Raw genomic sequence first — 18,068 nt, forward strand, 5'->3', positions numbered from 1 at the left:
AGCGGCGGTGCAGACCGCTCATGGACGTATTGATCAGACCAGATCGCTGGTCTGGGCGATGGCGGCAAAGTTGTCCGCCATGATCGCCATTTCGGTCTGCTGAACATGCTCGGCGCTCAGGACGCCGCCTTTGTAGGGCAGATCGCGGGTAGCACAGGCGTCTTCCACCAGCGTGCAACGGAACCCCAGGTTTTTCGCGGCACGCACCGTGGTGCTGACACTGGAGTGACTCATGAAGCCGCACACCACCAGGTCCAGGCCCAGCCCTTCCAGGCGGTTTTTCAGGTCCGTACCGTGAAAGGCGCTCGGCAGCAGTTTGCCAATCACAGCTTCATCGCCTTGAGGCTCGAGGCCCGGGATGAATTCTCCGCGCTCGCCTTGTGGGTCGAACAACCCACCGACGGTGCCGAGGTGGCGGACATGTATGACCGGCCTGCCCGCCGCACGGGCAGCAGTCACCAGTTTCTTGATGTTCGCGACAGCCGCATCCATGCCGCTCAGGGCCAGGGGACCGCTGAGGTATTCTTTCTGGGCATCGATGATGATCAGGGTCGCTTGACTCAGTTTGGCTGCTGCATAACCGCGGCCGCTGAGTTGAAACATCGTTTGTGGAACGGACATTCTGGGGCTCCTTTGAGTGGGGCTTTTGCGACATTGTCCTCCGGCTGAGCGCTTCTGTGAATCGCTACTATTGTAGGCACCGTCGTTACTGGCGTGCAGCGTTGTCAAGTGCCCCGTTTTGTTCAATACCCAGCTGATAAAAGAGATTAGTCCTACATTTGCTCCGGCGTTTTTCCCGCGTCGTCGTGGCGTCGTTTGGCTGGTAGAATCGCCAGTCGATTTTTCTGGAGTTTGCCGTCGTGATCACTTCCCGCCTTCGTACCCTGCGTGACCATATCCGTTGGGCCGTCAGCCGCTTCCATGGGGAGGATCTGTTTTTCGGCCATGGGACCGACAATGCCTGGGACGAAGCCCGTCAACTGGTGTTGGGTGCGTTGCACTTGCCGTGGGAAATCGCCGACAGCTATCTCGATTGCAACCTGGAAGAAGACGAACTGGTCCACGTGCAGCGGTTGCTCAAGCGCCGTATCGAAGAACGCGTGCCGACCGCTTACTTGCTGGGCGAAGCCTGGTTCTGTGGCATGTCGTTCATTGTCGACGAGCGTGTGTTAATCCCGCGTTCACCGATTGGCGAGCTGATCGAAAACCGTTTCACGCCATGGCTGGGCACTGAGCCTGCAAGGATTCTCGACCTGTGCACCGGTTCCGGTTGCATCGGTATCGCCTGCGCCTACGAGTTCCAGAACGCCGAGGTGGTGCTGGCGGATCTGTCGTTCGAAGCGCTGGAAGTGGCCAACCAGAACATCGAACGTCACGGCGTTGATGAGCGGGTCTACACCGTACAGGGCGATGGATTTGATGGTTTGCCGGGCCAGCGTTTCGACCTGATCGTGTCGAACCCGCCGTATGTCGATGCCGAAGACTTCGCCGACATGCCGGATGAATACCAGCACGAACCGGAACTGGGGCTGGCCTGCGGTGACGATGGTTTGAACCTGGTGCGGCGCATGCTCGCCGAAGCGGCGGACCATTTGACCGAGAAGGGCTTGCTGATTGTCGAAGTGGGCAACAGCCAGGTTCACGTCGAGGCGTTGTACCCGGAAGTGGACTTCGCCTGGCTGGAGTTCGAGCGGGGCGGGCATGGCGTGTTCATGCTGACGGCCGAGCAGTGCCGCGACCATCAGGCACTATTCGCTTCCCGCGTCTGACCTTAAACATTGTGGTGAGGGAGCAAGCTCCCTCGCCACAGATGGGTCCCTGCCGGCCTATCAGCGGTGCGTAGCAATCCAGATCAACAGCCCCGCCTGAAACACTGCAAACGCCACCAGACAGGTGATCGTGAAGCGCAGCCCGGCGTCTTCACGCTTGTACTTGCTGACTTTCTCTTCGTGCTTCTTGAGCTTTACTTCCTGCTCGGCCAGGTTCTGTTCGGCCTGCTGGAGCATCTGTGCTGCTTCAAGAATTTCCACGATCTGCAGTTTTTCCGTGTTCCAGTCACTCAACAGATCGCCGACCCGCACGTCTTTGACGCTGCCCTTCAAATGTTGGGCGTCGGCGTAGACCACATCAAACCCGTGCACCCGTAAAAAATGATCGCGGCGCAGGCGCGTGTCTTCGTTCAGTGCGTCCTTGTTGTTCAGGTCAACGCCGTCGACGGTGTAGCCGGGCCAGCGCTTTTTCGCCCAAGCGATGCCTTGGGCGGCCATGAAGCGGCCGATGCCGCGGTTCATCGGCTCGATCTGCAAGCCGCTGTCCGGGCCGAAATGCACGCTTTTTTCGGTGTGATCGACCCACACGTCCAGATGATTCTGTTCCTTGCGCACACGCTGGGCGGGCAGGGTGATGCTCATGCGCATCAGGCTGCGCTGCTTGTCATTGCGTTCGGCATAGCCGAATTCGACAAAGCGCAGGGGACGGCCACCCGTACTGCGATCGGTCTGCAACGGTGCCAGACGGAGCATTTTATGGTGCTCGACGTTGACGTCCGCCCATGGCAGCTCAACCGCTGGCGGTGCGTCTTTTTCAGCGGTGTCGACGGGTGAAGTCTGGGTATCAGTCATAACGGCGCGATCCTGTCCAAGCTCAACGTGTCACCAGTCATTGCGCTGGCGACAAAGGCTTATCGGCCGTTTTTTTCAGGACTGGAGTGCAACATCGCTCAACTGGAGCGAAGTCCGTCAATAAACTCGAAGATTTTCGCGCCCAACTCGGCCGCCAGTGGCAAATTCGGATCTTTATAGGAAGCCAATTGCCGTTTGACGTCGTTGGGCACGATGCGCATGACGTGGTTCATGCCTTCGATCAGCGCCAGCTCGGCGTCCGGTTTGGCGGCCTTGAGCAGACGGGCGTCGTTGACTCCGACCTGAATGTCATTACTGCCCTGAATGATCAGCGCCGGCATTTTCAGTTTTGCGAACGCAGCGGCCGGGTCCTGGCGGAACAGGGAAATCAGGTAGGGCTGCACACTTGGACGGAAAATCACCTGGAGTTGCGGCGGCACGTTGTCGTCGACCTTGCCGGCCTTGAGGCTGTCGAGCAGTTCATTGCTGCGCAGCATCAGCGCTGGCGGCAGGCGATTGCTCAATTGTTGGCGAATGACCTGATCAACCGGCCGGGCGCTGCCGGACATGGAAATCACGGCCGTCGCATCGACGCTCGGCGCGGCGAGGCTGGCGATCAAGGCGCCTTCGCTATGACCGAGAAGAATCAGTTTGCCGAAACGCGGATCGGTCTTGAGCTTGCGGCCCCAGGCTTCGGCGTCGGAAACATAGGCATCCAGCGTCAGATTGCGCTCATCCGGCGTGGCCGCCAGGCTCGCCGCCACGCCGCGTTTGTCGTAGCGCACACTGGCGATGTTGTGTTTGGCCAGCACCCACGCCAACCGTTTAAGGCTGTCGTTGCGCCCGCCATCGGGGTTGTTTCCGTCACGATCCGTAGGACCGGAGCCGGAAATGATCAGGACAACCGGTACCGGCGTGTCGGATTTTGGCAGCAGCAGCGAGCCGAAAAGCTCTCCGGTGCCGGTGTCCAACGAGATCGGCCGTTGCAGGACGGTGGCCTGGGCGAAGCCTGTAAACAAGGTAAGGGTCAAAAGTAAAACTCGCAGCATCATCACGCCATCATCATCAAGATGCCGGTTGGACTAACAGACACCCATAAGGTTCGAGGATGAACTACTTGGGTAGCCTGCGTATACTGGCGCGCATTACGTATTTGGGTTCGATTTCACGGAGCGTCCTGCATGTCCGGCAATACCTACGGCAAGCTGTTCACTGTCACCACCGCGGGCGAAAGCCATGGTCCGGCGTTGGTCGCCATTGTCGATGGCTGCCCGCCGGGCCTGGAGATCTCCCTTGAAGATCTGCAGCACGACCTGGATCGCCGCAAGCCCGGCACCAGCCGCCACACCACCCAGCGCCAGGAAGCCGACGAAGTCGAAATCCTCTCCGGCGTGTTCGAAGGTCGCACCACCGGTTGCGCCATCGGCCTGTTGATCCGCAACACCGACCAGAAGTCCAAGGACTACTCGGCGATCAAGGACCTGTTCCGCCCGGCCCACGCCGACTACACCTACCACCACAAATACGGCGAGCGCGATTATCGCGGCGGCGGTCGCAGCTCGGCGCGGGAAACTGCGATGCGCGTGGCGGCCGGAGCGATTGCCAAGAAATACCTGGCGTCCCAAGGCATCGTCATTCGCGGCTACATGAGCCAGCTCGGCCCGATTGAAATCCCGTTCAAGACCTGGGATTCGGTCGAAGAAAACGCCTTCTTCAGCCCCGACCCGGACAAAGTGCCGGAGCTGGAAGCGTATATGGATCAGCTGCGCCGCGACCAGGATTCGGTCGGTGCGAAGATCACCGTGGTCGCCGAAGGCGTGATGCCGGGCCTCGGCGAGCCGATCTTCGACCGCCTCGACGCTGAACTGGCCCACGCGCTGATGAGCATCAACGCGGTCAAAGGCGTGGAAATCGGCGCCGGTTTCGCCAGCGTCGCCCAGCGTGGCACCGAGCATCGCGACGAAATGACCCCGCAAGGCTTCCTCAGCAACAACGCGGGCGGCATTCTCGGCGGTATTTCGTCCGGTCAGCCGATCGTTGCGCATCTGGCATTGAAGCCGACATCCAGCATCACCACGCCGGGTCGATCCATCGACATTCATGGCAACCCGGTGGACGTGATCACCAAGGGCCGTCACGACCCGTGCGTCGGCATCCGCGCCACACCAATCGCCGAAGCGATGATGGCCATCGTGCTGATGGACCATCTGCTGCGTCACCGCGGGCAGAACGCCGACGTGCGCGTGAGCACGCCGGTGCTGGGTCAGCTTTAATGGCTGACCTCACGGCCGCTGCAATCTGATGGTTGCGGCGGCGCTCCCGTACTGGCGGCTCTCCAGTTTCTATCTGTTCTATTTCGCCTTGCTCGGTTCGACAGCGCCGTTTCTGGCGCTGTACTTCGATCACCTGGGATTTTCCGCGGCGCGCATCGGCGAGCTGGTGGCAATCCCGATGCTGATGCGCTGCGTAGCGCCGAACATCTGGGGCTGGCTGGGTGACTACACCGGTCGGCGACTGGCCATCGTGCGTTTCGGCGCGGTGTGCACATTGCTCACCTTCTCACTGATTTTCGTCAGCAAGAGCTACGCCTGGCTGGCGATGGTCATGGCGCTGCACGCGTTCTTCTGGCACGCGGTGCTGCCGCAGTTTGAAGTCATCACCCTGGCACATCTGCAGGGGCAGACTTCGCGCTACAGCCAGATTCGCCTGTGGGGCTCCATCGGTTTCATCATTACGGTGGTTGTACTGGGGCGTCTGTTTGAATGGCTGAGCCTGGACATCTACCCGGCGGCGCTGGTGCTGATTATGGCCGGCATCGTCCTGAGCAGCCTGTGGGTGCCGAACGCCCAGCCGGCACCGGGCAATCGGGTGGCGGGGGAAGGGTTTCTCAAGCAGCTGCGCAGCCCCGGCGTGCTGGCCTTTTACGGCAGCGTAGCGTTGATGCAGATGAGTCACGGGCCGTATTACACCTTTCTGACCCTTCACCTTGAGCGTCTGGGCTACGGCCGCGGCGTGATCGGCATGCTGTGGGCCGTTGGTGTGGTGGCAGAAGTGTTGATGTTCATGGCCATGAGCAGAATCCTTGCGCGTTTCTCGCTGCGCCGGGTATTGCTGGCGAGTTTTCTGCTGGCGGCGCTGCGTTGGCTGCTGCTCGGCTCGCTGGCCGAGTTTCTCTGGGTGCTGCTGTTTGCCCAGGTCTTGCACGCGGCGACGTTCGGCAGCTTTCACGCCGCCGCCATTGCCTTCGTGCAACGCAGTTTCGGTGCGCGCCAGCAAGGGCAGGGCCAAGCGTTATATGCCGCGCTCGCCGGCACGGGCGGCGCCATGGGCGCGTTGTATTCCGGCTACAGCTGGAATGCCCTCGGCGCGGCATGGACCTTTAGTATTGCCAGTCTCGCCGCCGTCGCGGCAGCCGTTATCATTGCCACACGGATGCAAGAGGACAGGCCATGAGCCGTCCTGTGAACAGCTTCCCCCGGCAAACGAGGCTTTTGAATTTTTGTTCGAGTGCGAGTTGAAGACACGCTCGCTCTTAACCGTTAAGGAGTTGCCCTGATGAGCAGCCTGTCCGTCTATCACGTCTCCAGCCCCGAGATTCCCAACAAGGTGCTGACCCATCTCGAAGACATTCAGTCGACCCTGGCCGAGCACGGCGTGCGTTTCGACCGCTGGCAAGCCGCTGCGAAAATCCAGCCCGGTGCGAGCCAGGAAGAGCTGATCGGCGCCTACCAGCAACCCATCGACAAGCTGATGACCGAGCGCGGCTACATCAACGTCGATGTGCTCAGCGTCACCAGCGAGCATCCGCAAGTGGAAGAACTGCGCGTGCAGTTACTCGAAGAGCATCGCCTTGAGGAAGATGACGTACGATTTTTCGTCGCCGGCCGTGGCCTGTTTACTCTGCACATCGACGATTACGTCTACGCCGTGCTCTGCGAGAAAAACGACCTGATTTCGGTGCCGGCCGGTACCAGGCAATGGTTCGACATGGGCGAACGCCCGCATTTCGTCACCATCCACCTGTTCAACAACCCGCAAGGCCGTGAACCCAATTTCACCGGCAACAAGATTGCCGGGCAGTTTCCGCGTCTTGAGGACTGAGAGGATTCGAAGCGTGGGTGAATCCCGCTACCTTCCAAGCACCGCATAAACCTGTGGAAGCGAGCAATCTCGCTCCCACAGTGTTTAATGTTTACAGCGAATGATAAGTCGGCAGCGCAAACCGTTGCTGGCTCTGCAACATGGAAATTTGCGGCAGCTCACTGGCCTGTTCGGCAAGGTCACGGCGAATCGCGCTGATGACCCACGACAGTTGGTCGCCATTGTGCAATTGCTGGTAGGAAATCGAGCGTTTGAACTCTCTGCCTTCACCACCGCGCAGGGTCAGCAGAATTCCACCGTCAGGGCGAGGCTGGGTGGCAACTTCGAAGTTGGAGAACAAGGACGAAAATTTTTCTTGGATCAGGCTCATGTCTATCAGCTCCGTTAGCTCTTGAATGGCAAGCATGTGGAGAGAGTTGCAGTGATTGTGCCAGCACCCTCGTGTTTTAAAATTCCTTTAAAAACAGCTAGTTAGATATTTTTAGTTTTTTCACTTCCGTGCAATTTGCATGAAGGGCCATCGTGCATCCTGCATTTTGCAGGTTCCTCGGCAATCGGATGGAACCATTGCCCAGGCAGGTGCTCCCGCATTCCCCCGGCACGGGTGCGGATACAAAACATTTCAAAAACCGCGTGTACAGCTCAAGAACCGTTGACGTATTTTCGGGCTCAATCAACGCCGCCCGACAATAAAAAGATCGAACGGGAGCAGATATGAGCCACACGCCAAGCGACACGATTACCTGGGGCATGATGCTCCGCAAGCTGCCCTCCATAGCCAAAGCCATTCCGCGCGTGGTGAAGGGGATGAAGGTGGCCAACGTCAAGGACCCGACCCAACCGTGTGGCCTGGGGTGGAGTTTCGAGCAGGCCACTTTGCGCAACCCTGATGGTCCGGCATTGCTGCACGGCGACGTTGCGCTGACTTATGCACAGGTCAATCAATGGGCCAATCGCATTGCCCACCATCTGATCGAGCAAGGCATCGTCAAGGGCCACGTGGTGGCGGTGTTCATCGAGAATCGCCCGGAATTGCTGGTGACGATCCTGGCAGTGGCCAAGGTTGGCGCGATCACGGCGTTGCTCAATACCTCGCAAACCCGTGACACCCTCGTACACAGCGTAAACCTGGTGAAACCGGCTGCCATCGTCGTTGGCGAGGAGTTGGTCCCGGCGTTCCTGGCGGTGCGCGAGCAAGTGTCGATCGATTCGGCGCGCACCTGGTTTGTCGCCGATCAAGACACCTGGAGTCATCCGGGAATCGCTCCGCAGGGGTTCATCAATCTGATGACTGCCAGCATCGACGCCAACAGTGAAAACCCCGCCAGCAGCCAGCAGATTTTTTTCGACGACCCTTGTTTCTACATTTACACCTCCGGCACCACGGGGTTGCCCAAGGCCGGGGTGTTCAAGCATGGGCGCTGGATGCGCAGCTCCGCCAGCTTCGGGATGATCGCGCTGGATATGCGTCCCGAGGATGTCGTCTATTGCACCTTGCCGCTGTATCACGCCACCGGTTTATGCGTGTGCTGGGGCTCGGCCGTCAGCGGCGCTTCGGGTTTCGCCATCCGCCGCAAATTCAGCGCCAGCCAATTCTGGAACGACGTGCACAAGTACCGGGCGACGACCATCGGTTACGTGGGCGAGTTGTGCCGTTACCTGGTCGATCAACCGCCCAGTGCCGACGACGGCAAACACGGGGTCAGGAAAATGATCGGCAACGGTCTGCGCCCCGGCGCATGGACTGAGTTCAAGACACGCTTCGCCGTGGATCACATCTGCGAACTCTATGCCGCCAGTGACGGCAATATCGGTTTCACTAACATTCTGAACTTCGACAACACCGTCGGTTTTTCCCTGATGTCGTGGGAGTTGGCGGCGTATGACCACGACAGTGGTGCGCCGACCCGTGGCACCAACGGCTTCATGCGCAAGGTCGGCAAGGGCGAGCAGGGCTTGTTGCTGGCCAAAATCGACGACAAGGCACCGCTGGACGGCTACACCGATCCGCAGAAAACCGAGAAAGTCGTCCTTCACGATGTGTTCGAGAAAGGCGACCGATACTTCAACACCGGAGATCTGCTGCGCAACATCGGTTTCGGGCACGCCCAGTTTGTCGATCGCTTGGGAGACACCTACCGCTGGAAGGGCGAGAACGTCTCAACCACCGAGGTCGAGAACATCCTCCTGCAGTACCCGCCTATTTCCGAAGCGGTCGCCTACGGCGTAGAAATCCGCAACACCAACGGCCGCGCCGGGATGGCCGCGATCACGCCGGCGGAGTCATTGGCAACCCTGGACTTTAGCGAACTGCTGGCTTTTGTCCGCCAGCACATGCCGGCCTACGCGGTGCCGTTGTTCCTGCGGGTGAAAGTGAAAATGGAGACCACCGGGACTTTCAAGTACCAGAAAACCCGGCTCAAGGACGAAGCGTTCGACCCGGGCAGAACCGGTGATGACCCGATTTACGCCTGGCTGCCCGGCACCGACACTTACGTGCAGGTCACCGAGCAGGTGCTAGCGGACATTCAGGCTGGCAAGTATCGTTATTGAATGTGGCTATAGGCTCGCATCAGAAAAAAGAAGTGACAGTGTCGGGGCTGCTCGGGAAACTGTCGGCTTTTACGAATGACACAATGGAGTGCCCAATGTCCGACAAAAGCCGCCAGATGACCCCCGAAGAAGCTGCCGAGTTTGCCGAACAGGTATTCAACAAGGCGCGCGAGGGCGATGCGGCCATGATGGCTGCGCTGCTGAGCAAAGGCCTGCCGCCGAACCTGCGCAACCACAAGGGCGACACCTTGCTGATGCTGGCCGCGTATCACGGCCATGTCGATACCGTGAAAGTCTTGCTCGAACACAAGGCCGATCCGGAAGTCCGCAATGACAACGGGCAAAGCCCGATTGCCGGCGCCGCGTTCAAGGGTGACCTGGCGGTGATCAAGGCGTTGGTTGAAGGCGGCGCGCAGGTGGAAGGCTCGTCATTCGACGGCCGCACGGCGCTGATGATGGCCGCGATGTTCAACCGCGTTGAAGTCGTCGATTACCTGATCAGCAAAGGTGCCGACCCGAAAGCCAAGGACGCCAATGGCATTACCGCGCTCGATGCCGCCAAGACATTGGGCGCTACCGACACCATCGCGCAGCTGGAAAAACTGCTGGGCTGATAGGCCTGCGAAAGATCGCAAGCTTCGACAGCACCCTTTAGGTAGGCGCTGTCGAAGGCTGCGATCTTTTTGGTTTTTGCGGTTATCCTTCGCACCTCAAAATTCCCTCGCTACAGGATCTACCCCATGAAAGCCGCACTCGTCGAACTCATCAGCAAAATCAGCTCCGGGTGCATGGGCGATGACGAAATCCAGAAAGTCGCTGACGAAGCGGCCCAGGCCTACGCGGATCCAGAGGGTTTTCTGACAGCCAACCCGGACATCAACTACGACGAAACCTTCCCGATCCCGTTGGGCGAGTGGGTCGTCGTCGGCAGCCTGCCGGAAACCGTGCTGTTCCAGGCCGACACCTACGTGGACCTGTTCGCACAGATCGTCGCCTCGTTTGGCCCTGGGGTCGATTTCAACCTCAAGCCCAAACAACTGGCCAAGACCGAAGCGCTGACCGCGCTCAATCGCATCCAGGTGCAGATGAGCAGCCTGAACAAGGAAAACGGCGGTTATACGCTGATGAACTTCAGCCAATTGCTGGACGACGAGTTGCAAGTGGTGCTGGTTTACGGCAATGACCTGCCACGGGTGCTGGAGCTGTGCGCCGAAGTCGGCATCGCAGCGGCGCCATCCCTCGAAGCGTTGAAAGTGGCCATTCACGTCTGAGGCCACAAAGCTGTCAATAAAAGGGAACCCTGGCCATGGCCGGCTATCCTAAGGGGGCATACCACTCTTCAGGAGCGTCACCATGGGTTCCACCTTTAACAGCCTGGTAGGCCTGATCATTCTTGCCCTGGATATCTGGGCCATCATCAATGTACTGAAAAGTGGCTCCGAGACCGGGATGAAAGTCCTCTGGGTGCTATTGATCCTGTTGCTGCCGGTTTTGGGCCTGATCATTTGGGCGATTGCGGGACCGCGGGGGAATGTCAGAATCTGACCGGGTTCTCAAGCCCGACGCATTTCCCCGGCAGGAGCGAGCCTGCTCGCTCCTGCCGTCTGGACGGCAGTTGATCCAGGGGAACGATTAGCCAGCTACCCAGGTCGAGATAGTTGTAAGCCCATTTGCGGGTTTGATCGAGGAGACTCCGATGTCCAACTGGAAAGTCACTTTCGTGGATGATCACGGTGAAACCGTCGACGAAATCTTCGAGTGCGAGGAATGCCCGAGCCATGAGCAGGCCGCCAAACTCATCAAGGAACGTTTCCTTCCTGTCGCCGCGAAGCTGGATCTGAACGATTTCGAAGGGCGAACCACTGACGCCAGCGTGAAAAACCTGAAAGCCCAGAACAGCATTCAAATCCTCGGCATCACGCCAATCTGAACACCTCCTGTCTCATTCACAACCAGGCCTTGGCAGCAGCTCTATCTTGGGGCTAATCTGCAATCGAGATCAGCGAATGGATCGCTAAGGTCTGGTCTTGTCAGCTCCATGCTTGTTTCCCGTCGGCACATCGGTTGCCGAATCGCTCGCACCCTCGGGTCGCGTGCGTCAGGGAGTACGGAAAGTCTATCCATCAGTTTGAGGAGGACGTTTCATGAGCACAGCCCATCAAGAAGACATCAGCAGCAGTGTGCTGCGCCGCATGAAAGAAGGCGGTTTTGATTTTTCACGGTTCCATCCCATCGAGTTCTACGCCATTTTCCCGGACGAGGAGCGGGCACGCAGGGCGGCACGTCAATTTCATCATGGTGAATCGCTGAATGCGCAAATCAGTGTGCGCGACGACGGCGCATGGGCGCTCGAACTGAGCAAAGTGATGTACGCCACTTACGATGACATCGGCGATTTCGAACAGGGTTTCGAAGCGGTGGTCGAGCCATTGGGCGGCATCATTGAAGGCTGGGGTGTCAAGCAGGAGGTACGAGGGCGACTCGCATAACGCTATGAACAGTAACAAGCATCAGCAACGGCTGACCTTTGGGTTGGCCGTTTTTGTTTTTGATTCACAACATTTCAGAAAGGCAAAAAAAAGCCGCCCAAAACGGGCGGCTAAAGGGAAGTTCGGTGAGCTTTTCAGCGAATGCACGGATTATCCCCAGTGCTGACCGGGCAGTGAAATCAACTCTGACTATGCTGGTGATAGGCGACAACAACGCCTTGCAATGAAGCGGGGGCGATCAGGTTGGGGCGTTTGCCGCACAGGATTGGTGCGGTGTGTCCGCGTTGAATATCCAACCGATTGATATCAAAGCGTTTATGCCGATGGCACGGGCCTTGCGAAGGCCTGCATGTCCGGGTGACAAGGAGTACGGCATGATCCGCACCTATTTTGATGAGATGTACGATGCCGGCGGCCAGGTCCGCCCGCATTATCGGGAGTTTGCCCGTTGGCTGGCCGAAACGCCTGACGAGCTTTTGGCACAACGGCGACGCGAGGCCGATCTGTTATTTCATCGCGCCGGGATTACTTTCACGCTCTACGGTGATGAGCAGGGGACAGAGCGCCTGATTCCCTTCGACACCATTCCCCGAAGCATCCCCGCCAGCGAATGGCGAGTGGTCGAGCGCGGTTGCATCCAGCGGGTCAAGGCGTTGAACATGTTCCTCGCCGACCTTTACCACGAGCAACGCATCATCAAGGCCGGGATCATTCCAGCCGAACAGGTGCTGGCCAACGAGCAATACCAGTTGGCGATGCAGGGCCTGGATCTGCACCGCGATATCTATTCGCACATCTCCGGCGTCGATCTGGTGCGCGACGGCGACGGCACGTACTACGTGCTCGAAGACAACCTGCGGACCCCGAGCGGCGTCAGCTACATGCTCGAAGACCGCAAGATGATGATGCGCCTGTTCCCCGAGCTGTTCGCGGCACAACGGATTGCCCCCATCGACCACTACCCGAACCTGTTGCTCGACACCCTGAAAAGCTCAAGCCCGATCGACAACCCGAGCGTTGTGGTACTGACCCCGGGACGATTCAACAGCGCGTTCTTCGAACATGCGTTCCTGGCACGGGAAATGGGCGTGGAACTGGTCGAAGGCGCGGATTTGTTCGTGCGCGACGACAAGGTCTACATGCGCACCACCGACGGCCCCAAAGCCGTCGACGTGATCTACCGTCGCCTCGACGATGCCTTCCTCGATCCGCTGGCGTTCAATCCGGATTCGATGCTCGGCGTACCTGGGCTGCTGTCGTCCTACCGTTCCGGCAACGTGGTGCTGGCCAATGCCATCGGCACGGGGGTGGCGGACGACAAATCGGTGTATCCGTTCGTGACTGACATGATTCGCTTCTACCTGGATGAAGAGCCGATTCTCAAGAACGTTCCTACGTGGCAGTGCCGTAATCCTTCTGAACTTTCCCACGTGCTGGCCAATCTTCCAGAACTGGTAGTCAAGGAAACCCAAGGCTCCGGCGGTTACGGAATGCTGGTGGGGCCGGCGGCGACGGCGGCGGAAATCGAGTCCTTTCGCGCACGCATCATTGCCAAGCCCCACGCCTATATCGCACAACCGACCCTGTCGCTGTCGACCTGTCCGACGTTTGTCGAAAACGGTATCGCACCGCGGCATATCGATCTGCGTCCGTTTGTATTGTCAGGCCGTGAAACCCGGGTCGTGCCCGGCGGTTTGACCCGTGTCGCCCTGCGCGAAGGCTCCCTGGTGGTGAATTCCTCCCAGGGTGGCGGAACCAAGGACACCTGGGTGGTCGAGGATTGAAGGAAGCCTGTCATGCTAAGTAGAACTGCCTCGGATTTGTATTGGATGTCGCGCTACCTGGAGCGGGCGGAAAACCTCGCACGGATGCTCGACATCAGTTACTCGCTGTCACTGATGCCACAGGATGGCCGTGGCAACGGCTTGCACGAACTGGCCATGCCGCTGTTGATTACCGGCACGCTGGACGATTACCTCGAACGCCACGGCGAATTGCACGCCGAGCGGTTGCTGCATTTCTTCGCCCTGGACGCGGCCAACCCGGCCAGCATCTACAGTTGTCTCGGCGCGGCGCGGGCGAGTGCTCATGCGGTGCGTGGGCGAATCACCGCCGACATGTGGGAAAACATCAATGCCACCTGGCTGGAAATTCGCGGCATCGCCGAACAGGGCCTCAGCCGTTACGGCATGAGTCGTTTCTGCGAGTGGATCAAGGAACGTTCCCACCTGTTCCGGGGCGCGTCCTACGGCACCATCATGCGTAACGACGCCTTTCGCTTCATCCGTCTGGGCACGTTCATCGAAAGGGCCGACAACACGTTGCGCCTGCTCGACGCCCGTTACGAAATGGCCGGTGATCAAGCCGAAGCGGTCAGTGACGGCACGGCGCACGCTTATTACCAGTGGAGTGCGCTACTGCGGGCTCTCTCTTCCTTCGAGGCCTACACCGAGATTTACCGTGACGCTCCCGGCGCGCGGCATGTAGCGGAATTGCTGTTGTTGCGGGCAGATGTCCCGCGTTCCCTGCGTGCCTGCACCGAAGAAATCGACCAGATCCTCGCCCAGTTGCCGGGGGCCAACGGCCGTCCCGCGCAACGTATGGCGGCGGAAATAGACGCGCGTCTGCGCTACACCGGCATCAACGAAATTCTCGACGAAGGCCTGCACGCCTGGCTGACCGAGTTCATCCCGCTGGTGCGCCAGTTGGGCAACGCGATTCACAGTTCCTACCTGGAGGCTGCATGAGACTTTCCATAAGCCACGAGACCACCTATCACTACGAAGATCAGGTGCGGGCGAGCATCCAGTATTTGCGACTGACGCCCCACGACAGCGAGCGCCAACATGTACTCAGCTGGCAGCTCGACCTGCCGCGTCCGGTGCGCGCGCAACTCGATCCGTTCGGCAACATTCTGCATGTGCTGACCATGGACGAGCCTCACGAGGCGATCATCATCGGCGCCCGTGGTCAGGTCGATATCGATGAGCTGCGCGAAGCCGAGCACGAGAGCCAGTCGGCGCTGCCGTTTTTGCGATTTACCCGTCTGACCGAGGCTGACCAGGCTTTGCGCGCGTTCGCCGAAAAGGAATGCAAGCAACGCCGGGACCGCACGGCGCTGATCGACTTGATGCACGGCCTCAACCAGCACATGACCTACACGCCGGGTTCCACCGAAGTGGACACCAGCGCCGCCCAGGCCTTCGCCGGGCGTTCTGGCGTGTGCCAGGACCACACCCATGCATTCCTTGCCTGCACGCGTAGCCTGGGCATTCCGGCGCGGTATGTGTCGGGGTATCTGTACAGCGAGAACAGTGAACACCTGGCCAGTCACGCCTGGGCTGAAGCCTGGCTCGATGACGCCTGGTACAGCTTCGACGTGACCAACGAACTGGCGCGGCCGGAACGTCACCTGAAACTGGCGGTGGGCCTGGATTATCTGGATGCCTGTCCGGTGCGCGGGATGCGCCGGGGCGGCGGGTGTGAGCAGATGCACGCCAAGGTCCTGGTGACCCCGTCGCCGGCACCGGTGATTTCAGTTCAGCAGCAGTAGTAACGATCACCGCACATCTCTTGTAGGAGCTGGCTTGCCAGCGATGAGGTCATCACAGTCGACATCAATGTTGGATGCCAGACCGCTATCGCTGGCAAGCCAGCTCCTACAGAGCGGAGTGTCTCAGGGCTTAACCTTGCGCCCGGCCATGTGTTTCAAATACCCCACCAACATCCCCAGATCCTCATCCGGCAAGACCTCGGCCGAAAACCCCGGCATCTTCGCTTGCGGCCATTGGCGCAAACTCTGCGGATCGCGGATGTAGCGCTTGAGGAAGTCCGCACCAAAATATTCGGTCGGGTTGTACGGAATGTTCAGGTCAGGCCCGAACTGCGCGTCTCCGGCACCGTTCAATCGATGGCAGGCCAGACAGTTCTTCTGAAACAACGCGAAGCCCTTATTGACTGGATCGTCGGCCTTTAAGGCCGGGTCCGGCAGCAGGGCCGGGAAGCGCTCGGCCACCGGTGCCATGCGCTTGATGCTGGCGACTTCGAACGGCCATTGTTCCGGGCTGATGTTGCCCGCCCGTGGGTCGGTCCAGACCAGATAAAACGGCCCGGCGCTGTGCTTGCCTGCGGAGAGGGGCGGCCACGGCTTGGCGGGGTCTTCAATCGCCAGCCAGGCGCGAGCCCCCTCGGTGTTGAGCAGAGGCGCAGCCGCCAGTTCAGCGGCAAAGCCGTCAAGCGCCACGGCTTGCAGGTGATCGTCAGGCTTGATGCCGGTCAGCAACGCCGCCAAAGGCACGGCGCGATAGCTCATGTCACGTTTGTAGGAAACGTCATTGGCAATATTGATGGTCTGGGCTTGAGGATGCTTGAGCAGCTCCTCGGTCTGCCAGGTGCGGCTGTCTGCGCCCAGCTCCAGGTTGAGCTGTGCGGCATACAGAGGCGTGCTGAGCAGCAAGGCCCCGAACAGAAGGAGCGTTTTCAAAGGATCGCCGTCCATGTCGTGGAAGTGCCGCAAAGATTGGCACAGCCACGCTGGCCCGGGTAGCGAGCCAGTCACATTTTTGATGTGGCGATAATCAACTCTGGCGCGTGAGTCAGCCGATCACCTTGGTCAGGTTCGGCACGATTAACAACAATGTGGTGGCGAAGAGAATGAGCCCGGCTTGACGAACTTTCGAATGTTTGAACATGGCTTGACCGCCTTTTTTGTTATTTCCTGATGCCTGCCTGCATATCTCCATGACGGCAGCGCGATGCACTTCCTGTAAGACGAGTGCCTCGGCAAAACCCGACGACAACTTCGTACACCTTCACCTTAGAGCCCGCGTCACGCTTGGTTTAGATCCATTTAGTATGGTGTCCTTAAAAATTGCTATCAAAAAGGCATGAGGCCTATTGCCAGCTTCTTGGGCGGCCTTTTGCTAGACACCTGCGTGTCCTGAACCGGTTCACCGGGCCCTGGATGACCGTCCGTCTGAGCGTGTGCGTCAACGCCACTGAGCGTTGCGGTCATTGAATCCGTGCCAGCTCGGAATAAGGTGGGAGCACCTTCAAAGATCAAAAATCGACAACAACAAGATCGAGGACGCCATGACCCAAGCTTTGATTTTCGACGCATTACGCACGCCCCGAGGCAAGGGCAAGGCCGATGGCGCCTTGCACAGCGTCAAACCGGTCAACCTGGTGGCGGGGTTGCTCACGGCGCTGCAACAGCGGACGGCGCTGGATACCAGTCAGGTCGATGACGTGGTGCTGGGCTGCGTGACGCCCATCGGCGATCAAGGCTCCGATATCGCCAAAACCGCCACTCAAGTCGCCGATTGGGATGTCAGCGTGGCCGGCGTGCAGATCAATCGATTCTGTGCCTCCGGATTGGAAGCGGTGAACCTGGGGGCGATGAAGGTGCGTTCCGGTTTCGAAGATCTGGTGGTCGTTGGCGGTGTCGAGTCGATGTCGCGGGTGCCGATGGGCAGCGACGGCGGGGCCTGGGCGCTGGATCCTGCCACCAATCTGCACAGCCACTTCACTCCGCAAGGCGTGGGCGCCGACCTGATCGCCACCCTCGAAGGCTTCAGCCGTCAGGACGTCGATGCATACGCTCTGCACTCGCAGCAGAAAGCCGCGCGGGCGCGGGCCGATGGTTCGTTCAACAAATCACTGGTACCGGTGCAGGACCAGAACGGCATCATCCTGCTCGATCATGATGAATTCATCCGTGCCGAATCGACCCTCGATGGTCTGGCCAAGCTCAAGCCGAGTTTCGAGATGATCGGCCAGATGGGCTTCGACGCCACGGCGCTGCGGGTGTACAGCCATGTGGAACGGATCAACCATGTTCACACTCCGGGCAACAGCTCCGGGATCGTCGACGGCGCAGCCTTGATGTTGATCGGCTCCGAAGCCAAGGGCCGGGCGCTCGGCTTGCAGCCCCGGGCGCGGATCGTCGCCACGGCGGTCACCAGCACCGACCCGACCATCATGCTCACCGGCCCCGCGCCGGCGACGCGCAAGGCCTTGGCCAAGGCCGGGTTGCGTGTCGAAGACATCGACCTGTTCGAGGTCAACGAAGCCTTCGCTTCGGTGGTGTTGAAGTTCATCAAGGACATGGCCGTCGACCCGGACAAGGTCAACGTCAATGGCGGCTCTATCGCCATGGGCCACCCGCTGGGCGCTACCGGTTGCGCGATTCTCGGCACCTTGCTCGATGAACTGGAAACCCGGCGCTTGCGTTATGGCCTCGCAACCTTGTGTGTCGGCGGCGGCATGGGCATTGCCACCATCATCGAACGCCTCTGAGCCTCGC

The 18,068-nt window shown here is 59.5% G+C and carries 20 protein-coding genes; 14 read left to right on the forward strand and 6 right to left on the reverse strand.

What is annotated here, in order from left to right:
- Positions 1–33: 33 nt before the first annotated feature.
- Entirely contained in the window at positions 34–621 is a 588-nt protein-coding gene (locus KHO07_RS08515; RefSeq protein WP_150735331.1) for a cysteine hydrolase family protein, read from the reverse strand.
- A 239-nt stretch (positions 622–860) separates the two neighbouring features.
- Between KHO07_RS08515 and prmB the strand changes: the two genes are divergently transcribed.
- Positions 861–1,769, forward strand: a complete 909-nt coding sequence (gene prmB / locus KHO07_RS08520) for a 50S ribosomal protein L3 N(5)-glutamine methyltransferase (RefSeq protein ID WP_150735332.1) — start codon at positions 861–863, stop codon at positions 1,767–1,769.
- Positions 1,770–1,829: 60 nt separating this feature from the next.
- On the opposite strand, the gene KHO07_RS08525 is transcribed toward prmB, so the two are convergent.
- The gene (locus KHO07_RS08525) at positions 1,830–2,621 is read right to left on the reverse strand and encodes a hypothetical protein (RefSeq protein ID WP_150735333.1); all 792 of its coding nucleotides are present in this window, start codon (positions 2,619–2,621) and stop codon (positions 1,830–1,832) included.
- Between the two features lie 98 nt (positions 2,622–2,719).
- Complete coding sequence (locus tag KHO07_RS08530; RefSeq protein ID WP_212626913.1) at positions 2,720–3,673, reverse strand: alpha/beta fold hydrolase; 954 nt, start codon at positions 3,671–3,673, stop codon at positions 2,720–2,722.
- Positions 3,674–3,802: 129 nt separating this feature from the next.
- Between KHO07_RS08530 and aroC the strand changes: the two genes are divergently transcribed.
- The 3 genes from aroC (at position 3,803) to KHO07_RS08545 (ending at position 6,722) form a co-directional block, all read left to right on the forward strand.
- Positions 3,803–4,894 (forward strand): chorismate synthase, encoded by a 1,092-nt coding sequence (gene aroC / locus KHO07_RS08535; RefSeq protein ID WP_150735335.1) that lies wholly within the window; start codon positions 3,803–3,805, stop codon positions 4,892–4,894.
- A gap of 28 nt (positions 4,895–4,922) precedes the next feature.
- The gene (locus KHO07_RS08540; protein WP_150735336.1) at positions 4,923–6,074 is read left to right on the forward strand and encodes an MFS transporter; all 1,152 of its coding nucleotides are present in this window, start codon (positions 4,923–4,925) and stop codon (positions 6,072–6,074) included.
- A 102-nt stretch (positions 6,075–6,176) separates the two neighbouring features.
- Positions 6,177–6,722, forward strand: coding sequence for an acireductone dioxygenase (locus KHO07_RS08545; protein WP_212626914.1), 546 nt, complete (start codon positions 6,177–6,179; stop codon positions 6,720–6,722).
- Between the two features lie 91 nt (positions 6,723–6,813).
- Here KHO07_RS08545 and KHO07_RS08550 read toward each other — a convergent pair whose 3' ends face one another.
- Entirely contained in the window at positions 6,814–7,092 is a 279-nt protein-coding gene (locus KHO07_RS08550; RefSeq protein WP_075948703.1) for a DUF3509 domain-containing protein, read from the reverse strand.
- Between the two features lie 344 nt (positions 7,093–7,436).
- Here KHO07_RS08550 and KHO07_RS08555 point away from each other — a divergent pair, with 344 nt between their 5' ends.
- The 9 genes from KHO07_RS08555 (at position 7,437) to KHO07_RS08595 (ending at position 15,317) form a co-directional block, all read left to right on the forward strand.
- Positions 7,437–9,275 (forward strand): long-chain-acyl-CoA synthetase, encoded by a 1,839-nt coding sequence (locus tag KHO07_RS08555; RefSeq protein ID WP_212626915.1) that lies wholly within the window; start codon positions 7,437–7,439, stop codon positions 9,273–9,275.
- A 95-nt stretch (positions 9,276–9,370) separates the two neighbouring features.
- Positions 9,371–9,889 (forward strand): ankyrin repeat domain-containing protein, encoded by a 519-nt coding sequence (locus tag KHO07_RS08560; protein ID WP_212626916.1) that lies wholly within the window; start codon positions 9,371–9,373, stop codon positions 9,887–9,889.
- 126 nt (positions 9,890–10,015) lie between these two features.
- The gene (locus KHO07_RS08565; protein WP_150735340.1) at positions 10,016–10,546 is read left to right on the forward strand and encodes a hypothetical protein; all 531 of its coding nucleotides are present in this window, start codon (positions 10,016–10,018) and stop codon (positions 10,544–10,546) included.
- Between the two features lie 82 nt (positions 10,547–10,628).
- Complete coding sequence (locus tag KHO07_RS08570) at positions 10,629–10,820, forward strand: PLDc N-terminal domain-containing protein (RefSeq protein WP_075948699.1); 192 nt, start codon at positions 10,629–10,631, stop codon at positions 10,818–10,820.
- 151 nt (positions 10,821–10,971) lie between these two features.
- Positions 10,972–11,205 (forward strand): hypothetical protein, encoded by a 234-nt coding sequence (locus tag KHO07_RS08575; protein ID WP_150735341.1) that lies wholly within the window; start codon positions 10,972–10,974, stop codon positions 11,203–11,205.
- Positions 11,206–11,419: 214 nt separating this feature from the next.
- Positions 11,420–11,764: a ribonuclease E inhibitor RraB gene (locus tag KHO07_RS08580; protein ID WP_075948697.1), complete on the forward strand. Its 345-nt coding sequence runs from the start codon at positions 11,420–11,422 to the stop codon at positions 11,762–11,764.
- A gap of 374 nt (positions 11,765–12,138) precedes the next feature.
- Positions 12,139–13,548 carry a circularly permuted type 2 ATP-grasp protein gene (locus KHO07_RS08585; RefSeq protein ID WP_075948696.1) on the forward strand — a complete coding sequence of 470 codons (1,410 nt, stop codon included), beginning with the start codon at positions 12,139–12,141 and terminating at the stop codon, positions 13,546–13,548.
- A 12-nt stretch (positions 13,549–13,560) separates the two neighbouring features.
- Entirely contained in the window at positions 13,561–14,511 is a 951-nt protein-coding gene (locus KHO07_RS08590; protein ID WP_075948695.1) for an alpha-E domain-containing protein, read from the forward strand.
- Complete coding sequence (locus KHO07_RS08595; RefSeq protein ID WP_212626917.1) at positions 14,508–15,317, forward strand: transglutaminase family protein; 810 nt, start codon at positions 14,508–14,510, stop codon at positions 15,315–15,317. Before KHO07_RS08590 ends, KHO07_RS08595 begins: the two co-directional genes overlap by 4 nt.
- Positions 15,318–15,440: 123 nt before the next feature.
- Here KHO07_RS08595 and KHO07_RS08600 read toward each other — a convergent pair whose 3' ends face one another.
- Complete coding sequence (locus KHO07_RS08600; protein WP_150735343.1) at positions 15,441–16,262, reverse strand: cytochrome c; 822 nt, start codon at positions 16,260–16,262, stop codon at positions 15,441–15,443.
- A gap of 97 nt (positions 16,263–16,359) precedes the next feature.
- The gene (locus KHO07_RS08605) at positions 16,360–16,563 is read right to left on the reverse strand and encodes a hypothetical protein (RefSeq protein WP_139315795.1); all 204 of its coding nucleotides are present in this window, start codon (positions 16,561–16,563) and stop codon (positions 16,360–16,362) included.
- Positions 16,564–16,855: 292 nt separating this feature from the next.
- Here KHO07_RS08605 and KHO07_RS08610 point away from each other — a divergent pair, with 292 nt between their 5' ends.
- A complete protein-coding gene (locus tag KHO07_RS08610; protein WP_212626918.1) occupies positions 16,856–18,061 on the forward strand; it encodes an acetyl-CoA C-acetyltransferase in 1,206 nt (401 codons plus the stop codon).
- The last annotated feature ends 7 nt before the right edge of the window (positions 18,062–18,068 follow it).

It is taken from the genome of Pseudomonas sp. PP3, from assembly GCF_905336995.1.
Classification (GTDB): Bacteria; Pseudomonadota; Gammaproteobacteria; order Pseudomonadales; family Pseudomonadaceae; genus Aquipseudomonas; species Aquipseudomonas reinekei.

Excerpts from the sequence above, each read along its gene's own strand:
- KHO07_RS08570 (WP_075948699.1), top strand. The coding sequence starts at position 10,629 with ATGGGTTCCACCTTTAACAGCCTGGTAGGCCTGATCATTCTTGCCCTG.
- KHO07_RS08525 (WP_150735333.1), bottom strand. The coding sequence starts at position 2,621 with ATGACTGATACCCAGACTTCACCCGTCGACACCGCTGAAAAAGACGCA.
- KHO07_RS08515 (WP_150735331.1), bottom strand. The coding sequence starts at position 621 with ATGTCCGTTCCACAAACGATGTTTCAACTCAGCGGCCGCGGTTATGCA.
- KHO07_RS08600 (WP_150735343.1), bottom strand. The coding sequence starts at position 16,262 with ATGGACGGCGATCCTTTGAAAACGCTCCTTCTGTTCGGGGCCTTGCTG.
- KHO07_RS08610 (WP_212626918.1), top strand. The coding sequence starts at position 16,856 with ATGACCCAAGCTTTGATTTTCGACGCATTACGCACGCCCCGAGGCAAG.
- KHO07_RS08555 (WP_212626915.1), top strand. The coding sequence starts at position 7,437 with ATGAGCCACACGCCAAGCGACACGATTACCTGGGGCATGATGCTCCGC.
- KHO07_RS08560 (WP_212626916.1), top strand. The coding sequence starts at position 9,371 with ATGTCCGACAAAAGCCGCCAGATGACCCCCGAAGAAGCTGCCGAGTTT.
- KHO07_RS08590 (WP_075948695.1), top strand. The coding sequence starts at position 13,561 with ATGCTAAGTAGAACTGCCTCGGATTTGTATTGGATGTCGCGCTACCTG.
- KHO07_RS08575 (WP_150735341.1), top strand. The coding sequence starts at position 10,972 with ATGTCCAACTGGAAAGTCACTTTCGTGGATGATCACGGTGAAACCGTC.
- KHO07_RS08595 (WP_212626917.1), top strand. The coding sequence starts at position 14,508 with ATGAGACTTTCCATAAGCCACGAGACCACCTATCACTACGAAGATCAG.
- KHO07_RS08565 (WP_150735340.1), top strand. The coding sequence starts at position 10,016 with ATGAAAGCCGCACTCGTCGAACTCATCAGCAAAATCAGCTCCGGGTGC.
- KHO07_RS08545 (WP_212626914.1), top strand. The coding sequence starts at position 6,177 with ATGAGCAGCCTGTCCGTCTATCACGTCTCCAGCCCCGAGATTCCCAAC.
- aroC (WP_150735335.1), top strand. The coding sequence starts at position 3,803 with ATGTCCGGCAATACCTACGGCAAGCTGTTCACTGTCACCACCGCGGGC.
- KHO07_RS08540 (WP_150735336.1), top strand. The coding sequence starts at position 4,923 with ATGGTTGCGGCGGCGCTCCCGTACTGGCGGCTCTCCAGTTTCTATCTG.
- KHO07_RS08530 (WP_212626913.1), bottom strand. The coding sequence starts at position 3,673 with ATGATGCTGCGAGTTTTACTTTTGACCCTTACCTTGTTTACAGGCTTC.
- KHO07_RS08580 (WP_075948697.1), top strand. The coding sequence starts at position 11,420 with ATGAGCACAGCCCATCAAGAAGACATCAGCAGCAGTGTGCTGCGCCGC.
- KHO07_RS08585 (WP_075948696.1), top strand. The coding sequence starts at position 12,139 with ATGATCCGCACCTATTTTGATGAGATGTACGATGCCGGCGGCCAGGTC.
- KHO07_RS08550 (WP_075948703.1), bottom strand. The coding sequence starts at position 7,092 with ATGAGCCTGATCCAAGAAAAATTTTCGTCCTTGTTCTCCAACTTCGAA.